Source organism: Streptomyces sp. NPDC089919, from assembly GCF_040684615.1.
Taxonomy (GTDB): Bacteria; Actinomycetota; Actinomycetes; order Streptomycetales; family Streptomycetaceae; genus Streptomyces.
The window spans coordinates 96,277-115,649 of record NZ_JBFBGK010000010.1; the positions used below are offsets into that span (position 1 = coordinate 96,277).

At 72.7% G+C, this 19,373-nt stretch carries 16 protein-coding genes; 8 read left to right on the forward strand and 8 right to left on the reverse strand.

From position 1 onward, the window contains the following. Positions 1-167: 167 nt before the first annotated feature. From AB0O40_RS07150 to AB0O40_RS07165, 4 genes are all read left to right on the forward strand, one after another. Complete coding sequence (locus tag AB0O40_RS07150) at positions 168-1,421, forward strand: serine hydrolase domain-containing protein (RefSeq protein ID WP_365036525.1); 1,254 nt, start codon at positions 168-170, stop codon at positions 1,419-1,421. Between the two features lie 349 nt (positions 1,422-1,770). Continuing rightward, on the forward strand, positions 1,771-4,131 hold the full coding sequence (locus AB0O40_RS07155) for a M9 family metallopeptidase (RefSeq protein ID WP_365036527.1): 2,361 nt from the start codon (positions 1,771-1,773) through the stop codon (positions 4,129-4,131). Between the two features lie 106 nt (positions 4,132-4,237). Beyond that, a complete protein-coding gene (locus AB0O40_RS07160) occupies positions 4,238-5,863 on the forward strand; it encodes an AMP-binding protein (RefSeq protein WP_365036528.1) in 1,626 nt (541 codons plus the stop codon). An 84-nt stretch (positions 5,864-5,947) separates the two neighbouring features. Next, entirely contained in the window at positions 5,948-6,568 is a 621-nt protein-coding gene (locus AB0O40_RS07165; protein WP_365036530.1) for an L-threonylcarbamoyladenylate synthase, read from the forward strand. A 22-nt stretch (positions 6,569-6,590) separates the two neighbouring features. Here AB0O40_RS07165 and AB0O40_RS07170 read toward each other — a convergent pair whose 3' ends face one another. The 4 genes from AB0O40_RS07170 to AB0O40_RS07185 form a co-directional block, all read right to left on the reverse strand. Beyond that, on the reverse strand, positions 6,591-7,148 hold the full coding sequence (locus tag AB0O40_RS07170; RefSeq protein ID WP_365036532.1) for a hypothetical protein: 558 nt from the start codon (positions 7,146-7,148) through the stop codon (positions 6,591-6,593). Between the two features lie 59 nt (positions 7,149-7,207). Then, a complete protein-coding gene (locus AB0O40_RS07175) occupies positions 7,208-7,900 on the reverse strand; it encodes an alpha/beta hydrolase (RefSeq protein WP_365036534.1) in 693 nt (230 codons plus the stop codon). A gap of 116 nt (positions 7,901-8,016) precedes the next feature. After that, entirely contained in the window at positions 8,017-9,582 is a 1,566-nt protein-coding gene (locus AB0O40_RS07180; RefSeq protein ID WP_365036536.1) for a hypothetical protein, read from the reverse strand. A 104-nt stretch (positions 9,583-9,686) separates the two neighbouring features. Beyond that, on the reverse strand, positions 9,687-11,768 hold the full coding sequence (locus tag AB0O40_RS07185; RefSeq protein WP_365036538.1) for a SpoIIE family protein phosphatase: 2,082 nt from the start codon (positions 11,766-11,768) through the stop codon (positions 9,687-9,689). Positions 11,769-12,298: 530 nt separating this feature from the next. Here AB0O40_RS07185 and AB0O40_RS07190 point away from each other — a divergent pair. Then, positions 12,299-13,045: a tRNA-dependent cyclodipeptide synthase gene (locus AB0O40_RS07190; RefSeq protein WP_365036539.1), complete on the forward strand. Its 747-nt coding sequence runs from the start codon at positions 12,299-12,301 to the stop codon at positions 13,043-13,045. Next, entirely contained in the window at positions 13,042-14,235 is a 1,194-nt protein-coding gene (locus AB0O40_RS07195; protein WP_365036541.1) for a cytochrome P450, read from the forward strand. The genes AB0O40_RS07190 and AB0O40_RS07195 overlap by 4 nt, the downstream gene beginning before the upstream one ends. 91 nt (positions 14,236-14,326) lie before the next feature. Here AB0O40_RS07195 and AB0O40_RS07200 read toward each other — a convergent pair whose 3' ends face one another. Next, the gene (locus AB0O40_RS07200) at positions 14,327-14,806 is read right to left on the reverse strand and encodes a cupin domain-containing protein (RefSeq protein WP_365036542.1); all 480 of its coding nucleotides are present in this window, start codon (positions 14,804-14,806) and stop codon (positions 14,327-14,329) included. A 136-nt stretch (positions 14,807-14,942) separates the two neighbouring features. On the opposite strand from AB0O40_RS07200, the gene AB0O40_RS07205 reads away from it, so the two are divergent. After that, positions 14,943-15,554 (forward strand): TetR family transcriptional regulator, encoded by a 612-nt coding sequence (locus AB0O40_RS07205; RefSeq protein ID WP_365036544.1) that lies wholly within the window; start codon positions 14,943-14,945, stop codon positions 15,552-15,554. A gap of 84 nt (positions 15,555-15,638) precedes the next feature. On the opposite strand, the gene AB0O40_RS07210 is transcribed toward AB0O40_RS07205, so the two are convergent. The 3 genes from AB0O40_RS07210 to AB0O40_RS07220 all read right to left on the reverse strand — a co-directional run bounded on the left by AB0O40_RS07210 (position 15,639) and on the right by AB0O40_RS07220 (position 18,537). Then, positions 15,639-16,589, reverse strand: a complete 951-nt coding sequence (locus tag AB0O40_RS07210) for an AraC family transcriptional regulator (protein WP_365036546.1) — start codon at positions 16,587-16,589, stop codon at positions 15,639-15,641. A gap of 35 nt (positions 16,590-16,624) precedes the next feature. Beyond that, positions 16,625-17,548, reverse strand: a complete 924-nt coding sequence (locus AB0O40_RS07215; protein ID WP_365036547.1) for an NADP-dependent oxidoreductase — start codon at positions 17,546-17,548, stop codon at positions 16,625-16,627. A 215-nt stretch (positions 17,549-17,763) separates the two neighbouring features. Next, positions 17,764-18,537, reverse strand: coding sequence for an MBL fold metallo-hydrolase (locus AB0O40_RS07220; RefSeq protein WP_365036549.1), 774 nt, complete (start codon positions 18,535-18,537; stop codon positions 17,764-17,766). 85 nt (positions 18,538-18,622) lie between these two features. Here AB0O40_RS07220 and AB0O40_RS07225 point away from each other — a divergent pair, with 85 nt between their 5' ends. Beyond that, positions 18,623-19,249, forward strand: a complete 627-nt coding sequence (locus AB0O40_RS07225) for a CGNR zinc finger domain-containing protein (RefSeq protein WP_365036551.1) — start codon at positions 18,623-18,625, stop codon at positions 19,247-19,249. Positions 19,250-19,373: the final 124 nt, after the last annotated feature.

Consider the following 19,373-nt stretch of genomic DNA (forward strand, 5'->3'; position numbering starts at 1 on the left):
GCGTGGTGAAAATTCCGTGGATACGGGGGCCGGACCGGGAACCGATCGGCGTCCGGCACACTCATGATCTTCGGGACCGGGAACCGGGCGCTGCGCGCCGGGCGCCCGGGCCTGCGGCCGACCACCGCAGGCCAGTTGCCCGCACCGAACGACCTCGAGGATGAACCGTGCCCCTGTCGCAGCGTCGACGTCTGGCCGTCAGTGCCGCCCTGCTCGCCGCCCTCTCCGGCGCCCTCGTGCCGGCCGCGAGCGCCCATGCCGCCCCCGCCGCCCCGCACGCCGCCGCCCCGGCCAAGACGACCGTGCCCTCCCCCGACCTGGAGGGCATCCAGAAGGTCCTGGACAACACCCTCGCCAACGGCGCGCCGGGCGCGATGGCCCGCTTCACCGGCCCCGAGGGCGTCCGCACGCGGACCGCGGGCGTCCGGGACCGGGTGACCGGCGCCGCGATGGACACCCGGGCGCGCTTCCGGATCGGCAGCGTGACCAAGACCTTCTCCAGCGTGGTCCTGCTGCAGCTGGTCCAGGAGGGCAAGGTCGAGCTGGACGCCCCGGTCAACCGGTACCTGCCCGGCCTGCTGCCGGACGACACGATCACGGTCCGCAACCTGATGACCCACCGCAGCGGGCTGGCGGACTACACGGACAACATGTTCGCGCAGACCGTGCCGGGCTTCGAGGCCGTGCGCAACAAGGTGTTCACGTACAAGGAGCTGGTCGACCTCTCGCTGGCGCTGCCCCGCACCACGCAGCCGGGCGTCGCGTACAAGTACTCGAACACCAACTTCGTGGTGGTCGGCATGATCATCGAGAAGGTCACCGGCCACCCGGTGGTCAAGGAGTACGACCGCCGCATCATCAAGCCGCTGAAGCTGCGCAACACCTCGTACGTGCACCCGGACACCCAGATCAAGGGCCTGCACGTCAACGGCTACCTGTACCCCGACGAGGCGGGCGCCCCCCTGGTGGACTCCACCGAGCAGACGGTCTCCTGGGCCCAGTCCGCCGGTGCGATGATCTCCAACCCGGCGGACCTGAGCACCTTCCTGTCCGCCCTGCTCGGCGGCAAGCTGCTGAAGCCGGCGATGCTGGACGCGATGACCACGGTCACCCCGACCGACGCCACCAACACCCGCTTCTACGGGCTGGGGCTGCGCCGCTACGACCTCTCCTGCGGGGTGTCGGTCTACGGGCACACCGGCACGGTGCAGGGCTTCTACACCTACACCTTCACCACGCGGGACGGCAGCCGGAGCCTGACGGCGATGGCCAACACCTCCAACCACGGCGTGGCGAACACCGCGCTGGGCGGCACCCTGGAGCCGGCCTTCTGCGGCAAGCCGGCGGCCACCGCCAAGGCCCGCGGCCTGCGCGGCTTCACCGCCTCCAAGGCGGACGCGGACCTGCGCGAGCGGCACTGACGCCCCGGCACCCGCTTGACCCCGCGTAGCTGACAGCCCGCGGCGGACACCGCTCAGACGACACGGAAGTCCCCGGCCACCCGTGGCCGGGGACTTCCGTGCGTCACGGCCGAATCGGTGCCGAAATGTCCCCCGACTTCCGGTTGTCCGACCGGAGTTGACCCATTCTTGGCCATTCGCAGGACTTCCCTGAGCCATGTGACGCGTGCAATGGTACATGTCACACGTCAACGCGTGTACATGACAGCGCGGGCCCACCCCCCACCCTGCGCCACCGCGGTCCGCGGCTTCCCCTCCCCACAGCCGTGCCCCGAGCACGGTCCGCCGCCTGGCCTGGAGGCCAATCCCCATGCGCAGTTCCCCCACGATGAGAGACCTCGCCCGTCTGCTCATATCCGCCCTGACCCTGTGTCTGGGCCTGGCCCTGCTCGCCCCCGGCGGCCCGGCCGCCGCCGCACCGGCCGGATCCCCACGGCCCGTGCCGGCCCCCCGGCCCGCCCCGGCTCCCCGGCCGGGCGCCGGCCCGCTGGCCGCCACCGCGACCGAGGCCGCCGCCGCGCTGGCGCCCGCGACCTCCCCGGCCCGCGGCGGTGGCTCCCGCACCCGGTCGGCCGACCTTCGCCCGCCGCTGGATTCGGCCAAGGCCGCCCTGCACTTCGCCACCGACCGGGGAGCCGGCCGCGGCAAGAGCAGCAGTAACGCTTCTGCGGCCGTCCCCTCGGCGGCCGCCGCGGCCGCCTGCCGCCTCTCCGACTTCACCTCGAAGACCGGCAGCGCCCTGGTCCAGCAGATCAAGGCCGTGGACACCGACTGCATCAACACCCTCTTCTCGGTGACCGGCAACGACTCCAAGTCGCTCTTCCGCGAGGCGCAGATGGTGACCGTGGCCAACGCGCTGCGCGACACCGCCGCCGGCTACCCGGGCAACAACTCCACCTCCGCCGCCCAGGTGGTGCTGTACCTGCGCGCCGGCTACTACGTGCAGTACGGCCAGCCCGGCACCGTCGGCACGTACGGCACCGCCCTGCAGAGCGCCATCCGCGGCGGCCTGGACGCCTTCTACGCCGCCGGTCACGCCTTCGACGTCACCGACGCCAACGGCCAGACCCTGGCCGAGGCGGTCACCCTGATCGACAGCGCCGGCGAGAACGCCCGCTACCTCTGGGTCGTCAAGCGCCTGCTGGCCGGCTACAACTCCGCCTACGACGCCTCCTGGTGGATGGTCGCCGCGGTCAACAACACGTACACCGTGCTCTTCCGCGGACACCAGGTCCCGGCCTTCGTCACCGCCGTCCAGGCCGACCCGAGCGTGCTGACCACGATGCGCGACTTCGCCGTCAACCACGACGACCTGCTCGGCACCGACAAGGGCTACCTGGCCGCCAACGCCGGCCGCGAACTGGGCCGCTTCCTCAAGGAGACCCCGCTCCAGGCGACCGTCCGGCCGATGGCCAAGCAGCTCCTGGGCCGCAGCACCATCACCGGGCGCACCGCCGCCCTGTGGACAGGCGTCGCGGAGATGGCCGACAGCTACGACAAGGCCAACTGCTCCTACTACGGCACCTGCGACCTCGCCAACCGGGTCCGTCTGGCGGTGCTCACCCTCTCGTACACCTGCGCACCGACCCTGCACATCGTGGCGCAGGAGATGACCACCGCCCAGCTGGCGGCCAGTTGCACCAGCATGCTGAACCAGAACGCCTACTTCCACGGCGTGGTCAAGGACAACGGCCCGGTGGCGAACGACCGCAACACCAACCTCGAGGTCGCGGTCTTCGACTCCAGCACCGACTACAAGATGTACGCCGGGATCATCTACGGCATCGACACCGACAACGGCGGCATGTACGAGGAGGGCAACGACCCGTCCTCGGCCGACAACCAGCCCCGCTTCATCGCCCACGAGGCGGAGTGGCTGCGCCCCGACTTCCAGATCTGGAACCTCAACCACGAGTACACGCACTACCTCGACGGCCGTTTCGACATGTACGGCAACTTCGACGCCGGCATGACCACGCCGACGGTGATGTGGGTCGAGGGCTTCGCCGAGTACATCTCCTACTCCTACCGCAACGTCGTGTACACCGAGGCGCAGACCGAGGCCGGCAGGAACACCTACCGGCTCAGCCAGCTCTTCGACACCACCTACGACAACTCGGACAGCACCCGGGTCTACCGCTGGGGCTACCTGGCCGTCCGCTACCTGCTCCAGTCGCACCCGCAGGACGTCACCACCCTGCTCGGCTACTACCGGACCGGCAACTGGGCCGCCGCGCGCACCCTGCTGACCTCCACCATCGGCACCCGGTACGACGCCGACTTCGCGAGCTGGCTCACCAGGTGCGCCGCCGGTGACTGCGGGGTGCCCGCCGGGCTGCCGGAGTGCACCGCCACCGACAGCCGCGAGCTGGGCAAGAACTGCCGCCGCTCCAACCTGTCGGCCACCACGGGCAACTACGCCTACCTGTTCGTGAAGGTGCCGGCCGGCACCACGTCCCTGAAGATCACCGTCGCGGGCGGGACCGGCGACGCCGACCTCTACTACAGCGCCTCCAACTGGGCCACCACCGGCTCCTACACCTCCCGTTCGGTGCACGCCGGCACCAACGCCGAGACCCTGACCGTCGCGTCCCCGCCCAGCGGCTACGTGTACGTCAGCCTGTACGCCGCGGCCGGCTTCGGCGGGGCGTCCGTCTCCACCGAGTTCTGATCCCGGCGTCCACGCGGTCCTGAGATCGGCAACAATCGGTGCCCCGGTCGCCCTCGGCGGCCGGGGCACCGTCATTCGGTCCGCCCGGCGATCCCAGGAGGTACGTGTGTCCATCGCGTCCAGCTACGCGTCCGGAGTCAGCGAGGTGCCGCTGCTCGGCGACACCATCGGCGAGAACCTGGACCGCACGGTCCGGCGCTTCCCCGACCGCGACGCCCTCATCGACCGCTCCGCCGGGCTCCGTTGGACGTACGCCGAGCTGGCCGCCGAGGTCGACGCGCTGGCCCTGGGACTGCTGGACCTCGGCATCGCCAAGGGCGACCGGGTCGGCATCTGGGCCCCGAACCGGGCCGAGTGGACGCTGGTGCAGTACGCCACCGCCAAGATCGGTGCGGTCCTGGTGACCGTCAACCCGGCCTACCGCTCGCACGAACTGGCCTATGTGCTCCAGCAGTCGGGGATGCGGCTGCTGGTGGCGGCGAACCGTTTCAAGACCTCCGACTACGCCGCCATGATCGAGGAGGTCCGGCCGGACTGCCCGGAGCTGGAGTTCGTCGCCCTGCTGGAGGGCGAGTTGTGGAACCGGCTGCTGGAGCGCGGCCGGACCGCCGACCCGGCCGCGCTGACCCGCGCCGCCGCCCTGCTGAGCCCCGACGACCCGGTCAACATCCAGTACACCTCGGGCACCACCGGCTTCCCCAAGGGCGCCACCCTCTCGCACCACAACATCCTCAACAACGGCTACTTCGTCGGCGAGTTGTGCCACTACACGGAGCGGGACCGGGTCTGCATCCCGGTGCCCTTCTACCACTGCTTCGGCATGGTCATGGGCAATCTGGCCTGCACCAGCCACGGCGCCGCCATGGTGATCCCGGCCCCGGCCTTCGACCCGGCGGCCACCCTCGCCGCGGTGGCGGCCGAGGCCTGCACCTCCCTGTACGGGGTGCCGACGATGTTCATCGCGGAGCTGGCCGACCCGGGCTTCGACGGGTACGACCTCTCCAGCCTGCGGACCGGCATCATGGCGGGCTCGCCCTGCCCGGTCGAGGTGATGAAGGAGGTCATCGAGCGGATGGGGATGGCCGAGGTGGCCATCTGCTACGGGATGACCGAGACCTCCCCCGTCTCCACCCAGACCCGCTCCGACGACTCGATCGAGCGCCGGGTCTCGACGGTCGGCCGGGTCGGCCCGCACCTGGAGGTGAAGGTCGTCGACCCCGACACCGGCCGGACCGTGCCGCGCGGCGAACCGGGCGAGCTCTGCACCCGCGGCTACTCGGTGATGCTGGGCTACTGGGCGGAGCCGGAGCGCACCGCCGAGGCCGTGGACGCCGCCCGCTGGATGCACACCGGCGACCTGGCGGTGATGGACCAGGACGGCTACCTGAGCATCACCGGCCGGATCAAGGACATGGTGATCCGGGGCGGCGAGAACCTCTACCCGCGGGAGATCGAGGAGTTCCTGTACACCCACCCCGACGTGCTGGACGTCCAGGTGATCGGGGTGCCCGACCCCAAGTACGGGGAGGAGCTGATGGCCTGGGTCCGGATGCGCGAGGGCGCCGAACCCCTGACCGCCGCGGCCGTGCGGGCCTACTGCGAGGGCCGCCTGGCCCACTTCAAGATCCCGCGGTACGTCCACGTGGTGACGGAGTTCCCGATGACCGTCACCGGAAAGATCCGCAAGGTCGAGATGCGCGCGACCGCAGCCCGGCTCCTCGGACTCGACTGAGCGGGCCGGCCCGGGCGGGCCCTGCGCACGGCGCGGGCCCGTGGGTTGGCGCGGGGGGTGGGTTCGGTCACGTAGGCTCGGCGGATGGCGAAGTACTTCGACGTGCACCCTGACAACCCTCAGCCGCGCACGATCAGCAATGTCGCGGACCTGGTCCGCTCCGGTTCGCTCATCGCGTACCCCACGGACTCGTGTTTCGCGCTCGGCTGCGCGCTGGGCAACCGGGAGGGCGTCGGCCGGATCCGCACGATCCGCAATCTGGGCGACAAGCACCACTTCACGCTGGTGTGCCAGAACTTCGCGCAGCTGGGGCAGTTCGTGCACATCGACAACAACGTCTTCCGGGCGGTGAAGGCCGCCACCCCGGGGGCGTACACCTTCATCCTGCCGGCCACCTCCGAGGTGCCCAAGCAGTTGCAGCACCCCAAGAAGAAGACGGTCGGGGTGCGCATCCCGGACCACGTGGTGACCCAGGCGATCCTCGCCGAGCTGGGCGAGCCGCTGCTGTCCAGCACGCTGCTGCTGCCGGACGAGGACGAGCCGATGACCCAGGGCTGGGAGATCAAGGAGCGCCTCGACCACGTCGTGGACGCCGTGGTCGACTCGGGCGACTGCGGGACCCGGGCCACCACCGTGGTCGACTTCTCCAGCGGCGAGGCCGAGATCGTGCGCGTGGGCGCGGGGGACCCGTCGCGCTTCGAGTGATCCCGGCCCCGGGGCCCGCGGGTCAGGCGGGGGCGCCCAGGCGCTCCCGCCGGCCGCGCACGCTCCACCCGACGGAGCCGAGGAGCACCAGCCCGGGCAGCACCCCGGCCACCGCGCGGATCGCCGCGTCCGGCGCGCCGCAGCCGGCCAGCACCAGTCCGGCGGCGCCGCACGCGGTCAGCGCGCCGGCCAGTGCGTGGATCGAGGGCCGCCGCCAGACGAGGCCCAGTCCGAAGAAGTGCAGTCCCACCACGAGCGCGATCCAGCCCACCGTCGCCCGGGGGGCGTGCAGCACCGGGTTGAGCACCACGAGCCCGCCGAGCAGGGCGGCGACTTCGGCCGCCACGATCAGCCGGTAGCCGCGGCCGAAGACCGCGCCCGCCGCCGGCGCGGTCGCGGGCGCCGGGTCGCCGGGTGCGGGGGCCGCCCGCCGGATGGCGCGGAAGAGCAGGAGGAAGGCCCCGATGGCGAGCATCCGCAGCGGGGTGCGGGCGGCCGCGGGGAGCGCGCCGGCGTTGGCGAGGACGAAGACGAGTCCGAAGGCGGCGCCGATGAAGCGGCTGGTCTGGTGCGAAGTCACGGCACAGTCTCGCCGACGCCGTTCTTCCCTCCGACGGCGGGGGCGGGCAAAGGCGCAGTTCAGGCGGGTGGACCGGCGAGCAGGTCGGCGAGTTCGCGGGGGCGGCTGAGGGCGAGCAGGTGGCCGCCGGGGGCTTCCTCCACGGTGATGCCCAACCGCTCCGCCACCAGCCGGCGCTGGAAGTCGAGGGGGAAGAAGCGGTCCTCGCGCCCCTGGATGAAGCGGGTGGGCACGGGCGGCCAGCCGGTCAGCGGCCAGTGCTGGATGAAGATCGCCTCGGGCGGGCCGGCCGGTCCGGCCGCCAGGGCCTGCGCGGTCAGTTCCTCCGGGACGTCGTGGAAGAAGTCGGTGCGCAGGTCGAAGGGGGCGTCCGGGTCCCGGCCCTCCCGGGCGGCCAGGGCCGCCCGGGCCGCCGGCTGCCCGGTGGCCTCCCACCACTCCCCCGCGCTCTCGCCGGGCGCCGGCACCATGGCGTTGACCAGGACCAGCGCGTCCACCGGCACCCGCGCGCAGACCAGCGGGGCGACGAAGCCGGCCAGCGACTGGGCGACGAGTACCAGGGGGTGCGGGGTCAGCGGCGCCGAGACCATGGCCGCCAGCACGGCGTCGACGTGTTCCTCGAGCCCGTCGGAGCGGCCGTACGGCAGGTCCACCGGCACCGCCTGGTGCCCCCGGGTGCGCAGCTCGGCGGCGACCAGGTGCCAGTACCAGGCCCGCCCGTCGGCACCGGGGATCAGCACGTACGTGGCCATCGCGGCCTCCCGCGTTCCCGGGCCGGCCGGGCGCCCCGGACGGCGCCGGACACCGGCCCGGACCGCCAATCTACGCCCGCACCCGGCGCGGCGCCCGTCGTGTCCGCGGGGCCCGGTCAGCCGCAGAGCACCGTCCAGGTGACCTCGACCCGGCCGCCGTCGTCGCCCTGGAAAGCGGTGGTGCGGGTGCCGGGCGCATCGCCGTAGGGGTTCCAGTCGGCGGTGCCGCGGGCGACCAGGTCGTCGGCGGAGCTCGCGTCGTGGTCCCACAGCCGGACGGAGAGCTCCAGCGGCCCCGGGCCGTAGCTCGTGGCGGCGCCGATCCGCTGGTAGAAGTACGGATCCGGGTCGGTGCGGGCGCCCTTGTTGGGGAAGGTCGCGGGGCTGTCGGCGGAGCGGGACCACAGCGGGGTGCGGGTGCCGTCGGCGGTGCGCACGGCGATGTCGCCGTAGAGGGCCGGGCGGGTCGTGCCGTCGTCGAAGTAGGCCAGCTCGGCCCGGTCCACCCGGATCCGGCAGACCGGCGCGGCGGGCTCGGGGGTGACGGTGTAGACCACGGTCACCTCGCCGCCGTCCACGCCGTGGAAGAGGGCGGTGTGGCGGCCGAAGCCGAGCGCGCCGTCCCAGTGCACCCGGCCGGCGGCCAGCACGTCGTCGTTGTTGCCGGCCGAGTAGTCGGCGTCGGTGGCGGTGACGCGGATGGTCGCCTCGTCCGTGAAGACCCGGCTGCGGGCGGTGTCGTCCAGCCCGTACCAGGGGTCCCAGTCCGGGAAGGCGGTGGCGGCGGCCCGGTCGCGGTGCCACAGGGCGGTGGTGGTCCCGTCGGTGGTGAGGGTGATGCCGTCGTAGATCTCCGGGGCGTTCTCCTCGCTGCCGGTGAGCCGGGCCTGGTTCACGGTGATGCGGAACGGTCCCCGCGCCGGGGTGACGGGCTCCGCCGGGTCGGCGGCGAACTCGGTGAGGATCCGCTGCCGGATCCAGTCGTTGCCGAGCAGCCCGCCGTGGGAGGGGCAGCCGCTGTCCCCCACCGGGAGGAGGATGTTCTCGGCCCCGGCCAGCCGGGTGGACTCGGGGATCCGGCTGTCGCCGGGCGGCACCTGCTGGTCGCAGGCGGAGCTGAAGGTGAGGTACCGGGTGGCGCCGGGGGTCTCGTCGCCGTCGTTCAGGGCGGTGAGGAAGGCGCTGCCGGGGGCCATCTCGGCGAGTGAGGCGGCGTGCAGGTCGCAGAAGGGGCCGAAGGGACCGCAGTACACGGCGTCGCCCGCGCCGTGGTTGGGTCCGCCGAGGGAGACCCAGGCCCGGACCCGGGCCGCGCCGCCGTCCTTGAGGTACCGGCGGGTGACCAGGGAGCCCATGCTGTGGGCCACCACGTCGACCTGGCGGCCGGGGAAGGCCCGGTCCAGGAAGGCGCCGAAGCGGTCCGCGTTGGCGGCGTTGGACTCGGTCCAGTCGTAGCCCCATTCGGCGAGGTCGCTGCCGAGGTAGCCGTGCGCGTGCAGGTAGTCCTCGAAGCCGTCGAAGGCCGCGGCGGTGTCGCCGTAGCCGTGCACGAACACCACCGGGGTGTGCCGCAGCACCGTGCCCGCCGCCCCGGCGGCGGCGGCCGGCGCCGGTGTCAGCAGTCCGAGAAGCAGGACCAACAGGGCGGCCAGAAATGGGCGTTGAGGCACGGCACGGCGCATGGCACTCCTCGGGGAGGCGTCAGCCACGTACTGACGAGTAGTCAGCTCACGCTAGCGGTTGCGCGTGTGCAGCGGGAGACCCCGGAGTGCACGGGTGACGGCGGTCAGGCCGGAGTGGCGCGCCGGAGCCGGGCCAGGACCAGGACCGTGTCGTCGGTGGGCGGTTCCGGCAGCAGGGTGGCCAGCACGCGGTCGGCGGCCGCCGCCAACGGGCCGGTGGCCGAGCGGAAGCACGCCCGCAGGGCCTCGATCCCGGTGTCGATGTCCCGGCCGCGGGCCTCGACCAGGCCGTCGGTGTAGAGGGCCAGGGTGGCGCCGTCCGGCAGCACCGCCCCGGTGGTGCGGAAGGGCACGCCGCCGACGCCGAGCGGGACGCCCAGATCCGCGCCGAGCGCGGTGATCCGGCCGTCGGGGTGCCGCAACAGGGCGGGCGGGTGGCCCGCGTTGGCGATCCGGGCGGCTCCGGTGCCCGGGTCGTAGCGCAGGTACAAGCAGGTCGCCAGCTCGATCCCGGACTCCCGGGCGCAGGCGTCCAGTTCGGCGAGCAGGTCGCCGGGCTCGGCCTGGTGGGGGGCGAGGGCCCGGGCCGTCAGGCGGAGCTTGCCCATGGAGGCCGCGGCGGGCACGCCGTGGCCCATCACGTCGCCGACCACCAGGTCCACGCGGCCGTCGGGCAGGCCGATCACGTCGTACCAGTCGCCGCCGACCTCGGTGCTGCCACTGCCGGGCAGGTAGCGGTGGGTGACCTCGACGTACGGGCTCTCGGCGAGCGCGCTGGGCAGCAGGGCGCGCTGGAGGGTGAGGGCGATGTCCTGGACCCGGCTGTAGAGGCGGGCGTTGTCCAGGCAGAGGGCGGCCCGGGAGGCCAGCTCGCCGGCCAGCTTGAGGTCGTCCCGGGTGAAGTGGGGCCGGGCGCCGGAGCGGCCGAACATGGCGATGCCCTGGACGGTGCCGCGGGCGACCAGCGGGGCGATGAGGATGGCGGTCAGGCCACTGGCGACGAGCAGCCGGGCCAGGTCGGGGTCGACGACGGTACGGGTCAGGAACTCCTCGTTGACCGGGACGCACACCGGCCGCCCGCTGCTGAGCATCCGGTGGATGCTGGAGCCCGGCGGGTAGAGCGCCCGGTCCTGCCCGCCGACCAGCTCGGCCGCGGCGCCGGGCAGCGTGGTGCCGGCCGCGATCCGGCGGGTGACCAGCGGCAGTTCGGGGGTGAAGACCTCCGGCTCGCTCATCCACTGCACCAGTTCGACCACACAGGCGTCGCTGAACTCCGGTACCACCGTGTCGACCAGCTCCTGCGCGGTGACGTGCACGTCGAGGGTGGTACCGATGGAGGTGGCGGCCCGGTCCATGAGGGCGAGCCGGCGGCGGGCGGCGGTGGCCTCGAGGATGGCCTGCTCGCGGTCGGTGACGTCGATCAGCAGCCCGCCCACCCCGGCGGGGGTGCCGACCGCCCGGGTGAGCGGGAAGAAGCTCACCGACCGCACCTGGTCCACATCGGGCCGGCCGGCGGTGCGCAGGCCGACCAGGGCGCCGACCACCGGCCGGCCGCCGTCGGCCACGGCCCGCAGGATGCGCTGGTACTCCCCGCCGTCGGAGGTGAGCATCACCTCCGACATGCGCCGGCCCAGGTGCTCGGCGACGGGCAGGCCGTCCATGTCGGCGAGGGCCTGGTTGAGGTGGACGTAGCGCAGCTCCTCGTCGAGCATCACCAGGCCGATGGGGCAGGTCTCGAAGAGCGCGTCGAGGAAGGCCAGGTTGGTCTTGACCCGGTCCAGGCCCTCGCTGCCGCTGGCCAGGCCCATCACCACCCGGCCGCCGTCGGCCCCGGCGACGGGGAAGACCCGGAAGCCGCAGTCGAAGACGGTGCCGTCGCGGTGCCGGGCCGCCAGCCGGACCCGCCAGTAGCCCAGGGCGCGGGCGCGCTCCAGCAGCCGGGCGACGGTACCGGGCGGGTCCGGCAGGAACAGCTCGGCGGGCCGGCCCAGCGCCTCGGCCGCCGCATGCCCGAAGAGGTCCTGCGCGCCCGGCCCCCAGTAGGCCACCCGGCCCTGTTCGTCGAGGCCGAAGACGGCCACCGCCACGCGTTCGAGCAGGGTGCCGGGCTCCGACAGGAGGATCCCCGGGGCCCGCTCGTCCGGGGCGTCGAGGTCTGGCTCTCCCCCCGGCCGGTCCGCTGGCACCTGTCGTCCCCTTCCGCCCGGGCTCCTGGTCAATTCTGCGCTCCCGGCCGTCCGGGTACCTGTCGGCGGGCCAGGCACTCACGGTACGGAGCCTTCCGGACACCCTCGGCCAAGATGGTTGATGGCTGAACTTGTTCGTCTTTTGGCACGTGAGACACCGGTGACTCAGGCAAGTAAAACATCAGAACATCACGATATGCCCGGATTTTCCAAGATCATACGGCCGAGTGGTAGAGACCATCAGCCCTCCCGAGTAGGCGATTTTCAGACAACGCCAAAATCCGGCCTTACCTTCTGGAGAGCGGAAGGATGGCCCTGGAGCCGGGATGGAGATGCCGTAAAGGGCTGGTGGAGGGCACAAGCGGAAGTGCGTGCTGCACAAACCACGCGTACCGGAGGGTAGAAGGTGGCTTGATCTGCACCGGCTCCGTCGCTCCGATTACCTTCGCCGGTTAGCGTCTCGACGGCGTTGCCACACCCAGGGCGCAGGGCCCATTGGGGACTAGCAATGCAATAAGGAAAATTGAGGATTGACGACTCAGACCGTCTCCCCGATAGACCGTCCGATCCTGCCGCAGCCCCTGACCACGGGCTCATCGTTCCGATCTGAACCCTTCACCGACCACTGCCGCGTCATCAACGACGAGGGCGCGCACGCGGTCATCGGGATCTCCCCCGGCAACAGCTACTTCACCCACCAGCGGGTCCTCGACCTGACCCGCTGGGGACTGGACCACTTCGACCAAGTGGACCTGGTCTACACCGACATGCACGTCGCCGAGATGTACGCCGTATCCGGGTACACCGAGGAGGACGCGCGCCGCAAGGCGGTCAAGAACCTGCGCGGCGTGCGCGCCAAGGTGACGGCCGCCGTGGAGGCCCTGGACGACGGCACCGGCCGCCTGCGCGGCCACGCCATGTCCGACCTCGCGGAGAACGACGACTACCTGCGGATCCACACCGACATCCGTGACCGGCTCTCCTTCGACGCCGACTTCAGCGAGACCTGCGAGGCCCTGGTGTCGCGCTTCCTGTCCTCCCGGGGCGAGGAGCCGACCGCGGACCAGAAGCGGGTCTGCCTGGACTACGTCTGCGCCGAGGTGCCGCTGTTCATCGACAGCCCCGCCATCCTCGGGGTCCCCTCGTCGCTGAACTGCTACCACCAGCTCCTGCCGATGGCCGAGCTCCTCTACTCGCGCGGGTCCGGACTGCGGGCCTCCCGCAACCAGGGCCACGCCATCATCACTCCCGACACGGATGGAGACACCCCCCGATGACCACGGCCGTCAAGCCGCTGCTCGACTTCCCCTTCGACGCCCGTGGCGACCGGCTGCCCCCCGAGGTGGCCGGCCTGCGCGACCGGGAGCCCGTCAAGCGGGTGCGGACGATAGCCGGGGACGAAGCCTGGCTGGTCTCCTCCTATCCGCTGGCCAAGCGGGTCCTGGAGGACCGGATCTTCTCCCTCAAGGACACCTCCGCCCCCGGTGTCCCGCGCCAGTACGCGCTGACGATCCCCCCGGAGGTCGTCAACAACATGGGCAACATCACCGGCGCCGGCCTGCGCAAGGCCGTGCTCAAGGCGCTCAACCCGAAGGCGCCGGGCCTCGCGGACTGGATGCGCGGCCAGGCCGAGGCGCTGGTGGACGCGATGATCGCGCACGGTCCCACCGCCGACCTGCGCGGCGAGTTCACCGAGCCCTACTCGCAGGGCATGCACTGCCACATCCTGGGCATCCCGCAGGAGGACGCGGCGCTGCTCTCGCGGAGCCTGGACATCGCGTTCATGAACTCCGCCTGCCCGATCACCGGCGCCAAGGTCAACTGGGACCGCGACATGGCGCACATGGTCGGCCGCCTCGACGACCCGGCCACCACCGGGCTGATGGCGGAACTGGCCGCGCTGCGCGAGGACCCCGAGTACGACCACCTCACGGACGAGATGCTGGCCACCGTCGGCGTCACGATGTTCGGCGCCGGGGTCGTCTCCACCGCCGGCTTCCTGACCATGGCCCTCTTCTCCCTCTTCCAGCGGCCCGAGGTCTGGAAGGAGCTGCGCGCCGACCACACCCTGATCCCGGGCGCGGTGGAGGAGCTGCTGCGGGTCAACCTGTCCATCGGCGACGGGCTGCCGCGGCTGGCGACCGAGGACGTCATGCTGGGCGACACCCTGGTCAAGAAGGGCGAGTTGGTGCTCGTCCTGGTCGAGGGGGCGAACTTCGACGAGGAGCAGTTCCCCGACGCCGAGGAGTTCGTCATCGGGCGCCCCAACGCCGCCTCCCACCTGTCCTTCGGCGGCGGCCAGCACTACTGCCCGGCCACCGCGCTGGGCCGCAAGCACGCCGAGATCGCCGTCCAGACGCTCGTGGAGAAGCTGCCGGAACTCCACCTGGCCGTCCCGGTCGACCAGTTGGTCTGGCGCACCCGCTTCATGAAGCGGCTGCCGGAGCGGCTGCCCGTGATGTGGTAGCACTCCCGCGCTGAACGCGCGCGCCCGGCACCCCGAGGAGGGGGTGCCGGGCGCGCGCATTTTCTTGAAAGAAGGGCCGGTTGACGGTACGTCAGTCCAGGGTCATGGTGCCCTCGGTGTACCGCATCCCGTACGGCTCGCCCAGCACGTTGACCTTGCGCAGGTCCATCGCGCCCTCGGGGGTGCGGACGTCCGGGCCGGCGGCGAACATGTCCTCCACGAAGCGGTCCCAGCCGCCGGGGGTGGAGACCTGCAGCGCCCGGGCCGGGGGCTGCGAGGCGTTGCGCATCGCGTGCGGGACGCCGTGCGGCAGCAGGACCGACATCCCGGCGGTCAGCCGGTGGGTGCGCCCCCGGTAGTCGACCTCCAGCGCACCTTCCAGGACGTAGACGAACTCGTCCATCCGCTCGTGGACGTGCTCGGGGATGTCCACGTCCAGCCGGTTCTCCAGGACGGCGAGCCGGCCCTCGCTGTCGCCGGTGGCCACCTTGACGCCGAAGCCCGGCGGCAGCGGGACGCGGGTGGGGCGGGTCCCGCCGGGCGCGAGCACGAAGAACCGGTCCTCTGACATGGCTGTCCTCCTGGTGCGGTGGAACTCCTCGGTGGTGCCCCCACCGTAGCCATATCTGGAGGAATTCCTCCACATACATTTCCGGCCACCCGCCCGCGGCCTGCCGGGACGGGAGTCAGGCCCTAGCATCGGCGGCATGACCACACTGCGCGCCGACGCCCGGCGGAACCGGGAGAAGATCCTGGCCGCCGCCCGCGAGCTCTTCCGGGAGCGGGGCACCGCCGTCGCCTTCGACGACATCGCCCGCCGGGCCGGGGTGGGCATCGGCACGCTCTACCGGCGCTTCCCCGACCGGGAGTCGCTGATCCGGGACGTGACGGTGGAGGGGTTCGAGAGCGGGCTGGCCGCGCTGGACGCGGCCCGGGCGGCCGGGGGCGGTCCGATGGCCGTCCTGGAGGAGGTCTTCCGCCGGATCGTCGAACAGCGCGACCACCTGGTCATGCCCCTGATCGGCGGTCCGGTGCTGCACGACGAGCGGGTGCAGGAGCTCCAGCGGGCCATCGTGGACGCGCTGGCGCAGGTACTCGAAGACGGCCGCGCGCAGGGTGAAGTACGGGCGGACGTCGGCCCGTTCGACCTGATCACGGCTGCGGCCATGGTCTGCCGGCCGATGCCGCACCTGCCGAAGGAGGCGGCCCAGGCGCTGGCCGCCCGGCACACCGCGGTCTACCTGCACGGGCTGCGCCCGGCCGGGGCGCGCCCGCTGCCGCCGGCCGGGGACCCGTCCGCGCACTTGGCGATGGACTGACCGGGGCCGGTACCCGCCCGCGCTCCCGGCGGCGGACCGCTCCCCGGTGCGGCCGACCCGCGCGCGGGTCGGCCCCCGGCCGGCTCAGGCCGCCCGCGACTCCCGCCGGTAGCCGCCCGGGGCCTGGCCGAACTCCCGCTTGAAGGCCTTGGCGAAGGCGAACTCCGAGCCGTAGCCGGCCCGCGCGGCCACGGCGGTGAGCGGGGCGTCCGACTCGCGCAGCAGCCGGGCCGCCGTGGTCATCCGCCACCGGGTGAGGTACGCCATCGGCGGCTCCCCGACCAGGGCGGCGAACCGGCGGGCGAAGGCGGCGCGGGAGAGCCCGGCGCGCTCGGCGAGCCCTTCCACGGTCCACTGGGCGGCGGGGTCGGCGTGGATGGCCGACAGGGCCGGCGCCACCGCCGCGTCGGACAGGGCCGCGGCCCAGCCCTGGGCCACCGCCGCCGGCTGGTCGTCCAGCCAGGCCCGCAGGATGTAGAGGAGCAGCGAGTCGATCAGGGTCGGCACGATGCCGTCGGAGCCGATCCGGGGGTTCTCGACCTCGGAGCCCAGGAGTTGGACCGCGGCGCTGAGCTCCGGGTGCCGGCCGTGCCGGGTGGTCAGGTGGATCACCTCGGGCAACTGCCGCACCAGCGGGTGCGGTCGGCCCTGGTCGAGGTGGTAGTTGCCGCAGAGCAGGCTGGTCTCGGGGCCGTCGCCGCCGACGGTGACGTGCCCGATGGAGGAGTGCGGGGCGGTGTTCGGGCACCTCTCGGCGGTGCCGGGCTCCTGGGGCACCGACGCGGGGTGGTCGGCCAGGATGTGCCCCCGGCCGTCGCGCAGGAAGACCACGTCACCCGGGTTGAGGGCGACCGGCGCCAGGTGCGCGGGCGCGTCCTCCAGCGGGACCAGCCAGCAGGTGCCGTACAGCACGACGTGGAAGCCGGCGCCGGCCACCGGGGGCAGCCGCAGGCCCCAGGGGGCGCGGCCGGTGGTCCGTACGGACGCCGGACTCCCCGTGCGCATCGAGGCCAGCGCCTCGGTCAGGATGTCCATTGCGGCCCCGCCCTCCCTGGTGCGGCCCGTGCTGTTCAGACCGTCAGGACAATCTTGCCCTGCACGTGTCCCGAGCCGACCAGCTCATGGGCCTTGCCGGCCTCCTCCAGCGGGAAGGTCTCCTCGACGTACGGGCGGATCAGGCCCGCGTCGATCAGCTCGGCCAGGGCTTCGAGGGCGGGGCGGTCCGGGGTCACCGAGACGCCCGCGAAGCGGCGGCCGGCGGCGGTCACCCGGGCGGCGAACTCCTCGTCGCGGTGCTCCAGGATCGTGACGAGGGTGCCACCGGGACGCAGGACGGGCAGCGAACGGTCGCCCTGGGCGGTGGAGTCGAAGAACACGTCGGCGTCCCGGACCGCCTCGGTGAAGTCGGTGGTGGTGTAGTCGATCAGCTCGTCCGCCCCCAGGCCGGTCACGAACTCCCGCCGGGCGCCGCCGGCGATGGCGGTGACGTGGGCGCCGCGGGCCTTGGCGATCTGCACGGCGAAGTGGCCCACTCCGCCGGCCGCCCGCTGCACGACGACCCGGTCGCCGGCGCCGACGCCGGCCTCCCGGACCAGGCCCTGCCAGGCGGTCAGCGCGGCGAGCGGGACGGCCGCGGCGTGCACGTGGTCGACCGAGGCGGGCTTGCGGGCCATCTGGTCGGCCCGGGCCAGCACGTACTCGGCGTAGCCGGTGGCGGCGGCCGGGAAGGAGGGCATGCCGTACACCTCGTCGCCGACCGCGAAGCCGGCGTCCGGGCCGGTCTCCTCGACCACACCGGATATGTCCCAGCCGACGCCGTACGGCGGCTCGCCGAGCAGCGGGAGGGCTCCGGAACGGACCGCGAGGTCCACCGGGTTGACCGCGGCCGCGTGCACCTTGACCAGGATCTCGCCGGGGCCGGGCACCGGCCGCTCGGCCTCGGTCACCTCCAGGACCTCGGGACCGCCGAAGGACTTCTGGATGACGGCGCGCATGGGGATCTCCTTGAGTCGGGGGGCCGTTGGGCCCGTGGGACGCCGGCCGGCCCGTGTGCCGGCCGGCGTCCCTTGCGATGTCGCCAACTCTAGGGAGATCGAACGAGCCGCAGAATGGCCTTCCGTCTCGCCCACATGTCCGATCGTCTCACCCGGTGATGCTCTCGGCGATGTCCTCGGCCACGGCGGGGCGAGGGTCGGGCGATGACGGCACGTCAGTTGCCCGCGAGGTCGAGGCGGTCGGTGAGGCCGGCCGCCTCGAAGGCCTTGACGATCTCCTCGCGGCCCTCGGTGAAGTGCGCCCAGCTGTCGAAGTGGACCGGCACCACCCGCCGGACACCGAGCAGTTCGGCCGCCTGCGCGGCCTGGGCGCTGTCGAGGGTGAGCAGGGCGTTGTCGAAGATGCCGATCCGGGCGCCGCCCGCGAAGAGCAGCGCGGTGTCGACCGGACCGCCGCGCTCGGCGATCTGCGCCACCACGTCCAGCGAGGCGTTGTCGCCGCTGATGTAGACGGTGGGCAGGTCGGGGGCGGTCAGCAGGAAACCGATCACCACGCCGCTGACCGGCTCGCAGCCCTCCGGGCCGTGCTGGGCGGGCGTGGCCGTGACGGTCACCGTGCCGCCGTCGGGGCGGGTCAGCTCGTACGTGTCCCAGGCGGCCAGGCCCCGCGCTGTGCCGCCGAGGCGCTCGGCGCCGCCCAGGGTGGTGAGGGTGAGCGGGACCTCGGCGAGCAGGGCGCGGCCGGAGGTGTCCAGGTTGTCGGGGTGCTCGTCGTGCGAGAGCAGGACCGCGTCCACGGGGCCCAGGTCGGCCGGGGTGCCGCTGGAGGGGGCGGTCTTGGTCAGGAACCGGCCCTCGCCCCGCGGGTAGTCGCCCGGGGCGTCGAAGGTGGGGTCGGTGAGGAAGCGCAGGCCGCCGTACTCGAAGAGGGCGGTGGGGCCACCGAAGGTACGCACGGGGAAGTTCCGGTCGGAAGCAGTGCTGGTCACGCGACACCTCACGAAATAGCGGCTCGTTTGTCGTGAGAAAGACTGCCTGTTCTCATGGAGAACTGCAAGGCCTAACATGAGACTCATGAAGGAAGCCGTGACCGCGCCCGCCACCCCGCCCCCGCCGCCGGCTCCCGGGGCCGACCGGTACCTGGCGCTGGACTTCGCCAACAGCCTGCTCACCAACCCGGGCGGCGAGGTCGACCTGCTCGGTACGCCCGAGAGCGCGAGCCGGTGGCTCGCGGAGCGGGAGCTGGCGCCGGCGGACGGGCGGCTCTACGAACCGTGCACGGACCGGCTGAGGGCGTTGCGGGGGCCCGTGAGAGCACTGCTCGCGGCACGGGTCGACGCTCTCGTCCCGCCCTGGCAGGCGCTGGCGGCGGTCAACGCCGCGCTCACCGAGGCGCCGTCCGCCGCGCTGCTGGGCTGGGACGAGGAGCGCGGGCTGCACCGCACCCCGGCGCACCCCAGCGAGGAGATCCTGGCCCACGCCCTGGCGGTGCTCGCGGCCGACGCCGCGGACCTGCTCACCGGACCGGACGCGGAGCTCCTCGCCGCCTGCGGCTCCCCGCCCTGCACCCGCTTCCTGCTCCGCACCCACGGCGCCCGGCACTGGTGCTCCACCCGCTGCGGCGACCGCGTCCGCGCCGCCCGCGCCTACGCCAAACGCACCCAGGCCAAAGCCGCCGCCAAGTCGGCGCAACACCCCTGACCCGACGGCCGGCCCAGCGCCCCGCGTCCTGCCTGCGTCATGCCCCGATGATGGCACCGCTCACCGACATCCACCGGGGGTCCGGCGGGACCCCGGACCAACCTGTGACACAGGGCCGTTCAGC

Bases quoted from the DNA above. Each gene is read 5' to 3' on its own strand.
- AB0O40_RS07155 (WP_365036527.1), top strand. From the start codon at position 1,771: ATGCGCAGTTCCCCCACGATGAGAGACCTCGCCCGTCTGCTCATATCC.
- AB0O40_RS07165 (WP_365036530.1), top strand. From the start codon at position 5,948: ATGGCGAAGTACTTCGACGTGCACCCTGACAACCCTCAGCCGCGCACG.
- AB0O40_RS07175 (WP_365036534.1), bottom strand. From the start codon at position 7,900: ATGGCCACGTACGTGCTGATCCCCGGTGCCGACGGGCGGGCCTGGTAC.
- AB0O40_RS07180 (WP_365036536.1), bottom strand. From the start codon at position 9,582: ATGCGCCGTGCCGTGCCTCAACGCCCATTTCTGGCCGCCCTGTTGGTC.
- AB0O40_RS07195 (WP_365036541.1), top strand. From the start codon at position 13,042: ATGACCACGGCCGTCAAGCCGCTGCTCGACTTCCCCTTCGACGCCCGT.
- AB0O40_RS07200 (WP_365036542.1), bottom strand. From the start codon at position 14,806: ATGTCAGAGGACCGGTTCTTCGTGCTCGCGCCCGGCGGGACCCGCCCC.
- AB0O40_RS07205 (WP_365036544.1), top strand. From the start codon at position 14,943: ATGACCACACTGCGCGCCGACGCCCGGCGGAACCGGGAGAAGATCCTG.
- AB0O40_RS07210 (WP_365036546.1), bottom strand. From the start codon at position 16,589: ATGGACATCCTGACCGAGGCGCTGGCCTCGATGCGCACGGGGAGTCCG.
- AB0O40_RS07215 (WP_365036547.1), bottom strand. From the start codon at position 17,548: ATGCGCGCCGTCATCCAGAAGTCCTTCGGCGGTCCCGAGGTCCTGGAG.
- AB0O40_RS07225 (WP_365036551.1), top strand. From the start codon at position 18,623: ATGAAGGAAGCCGTGACCGCGCCCGCCACCCCGCCCCCGCCGCCGGCT.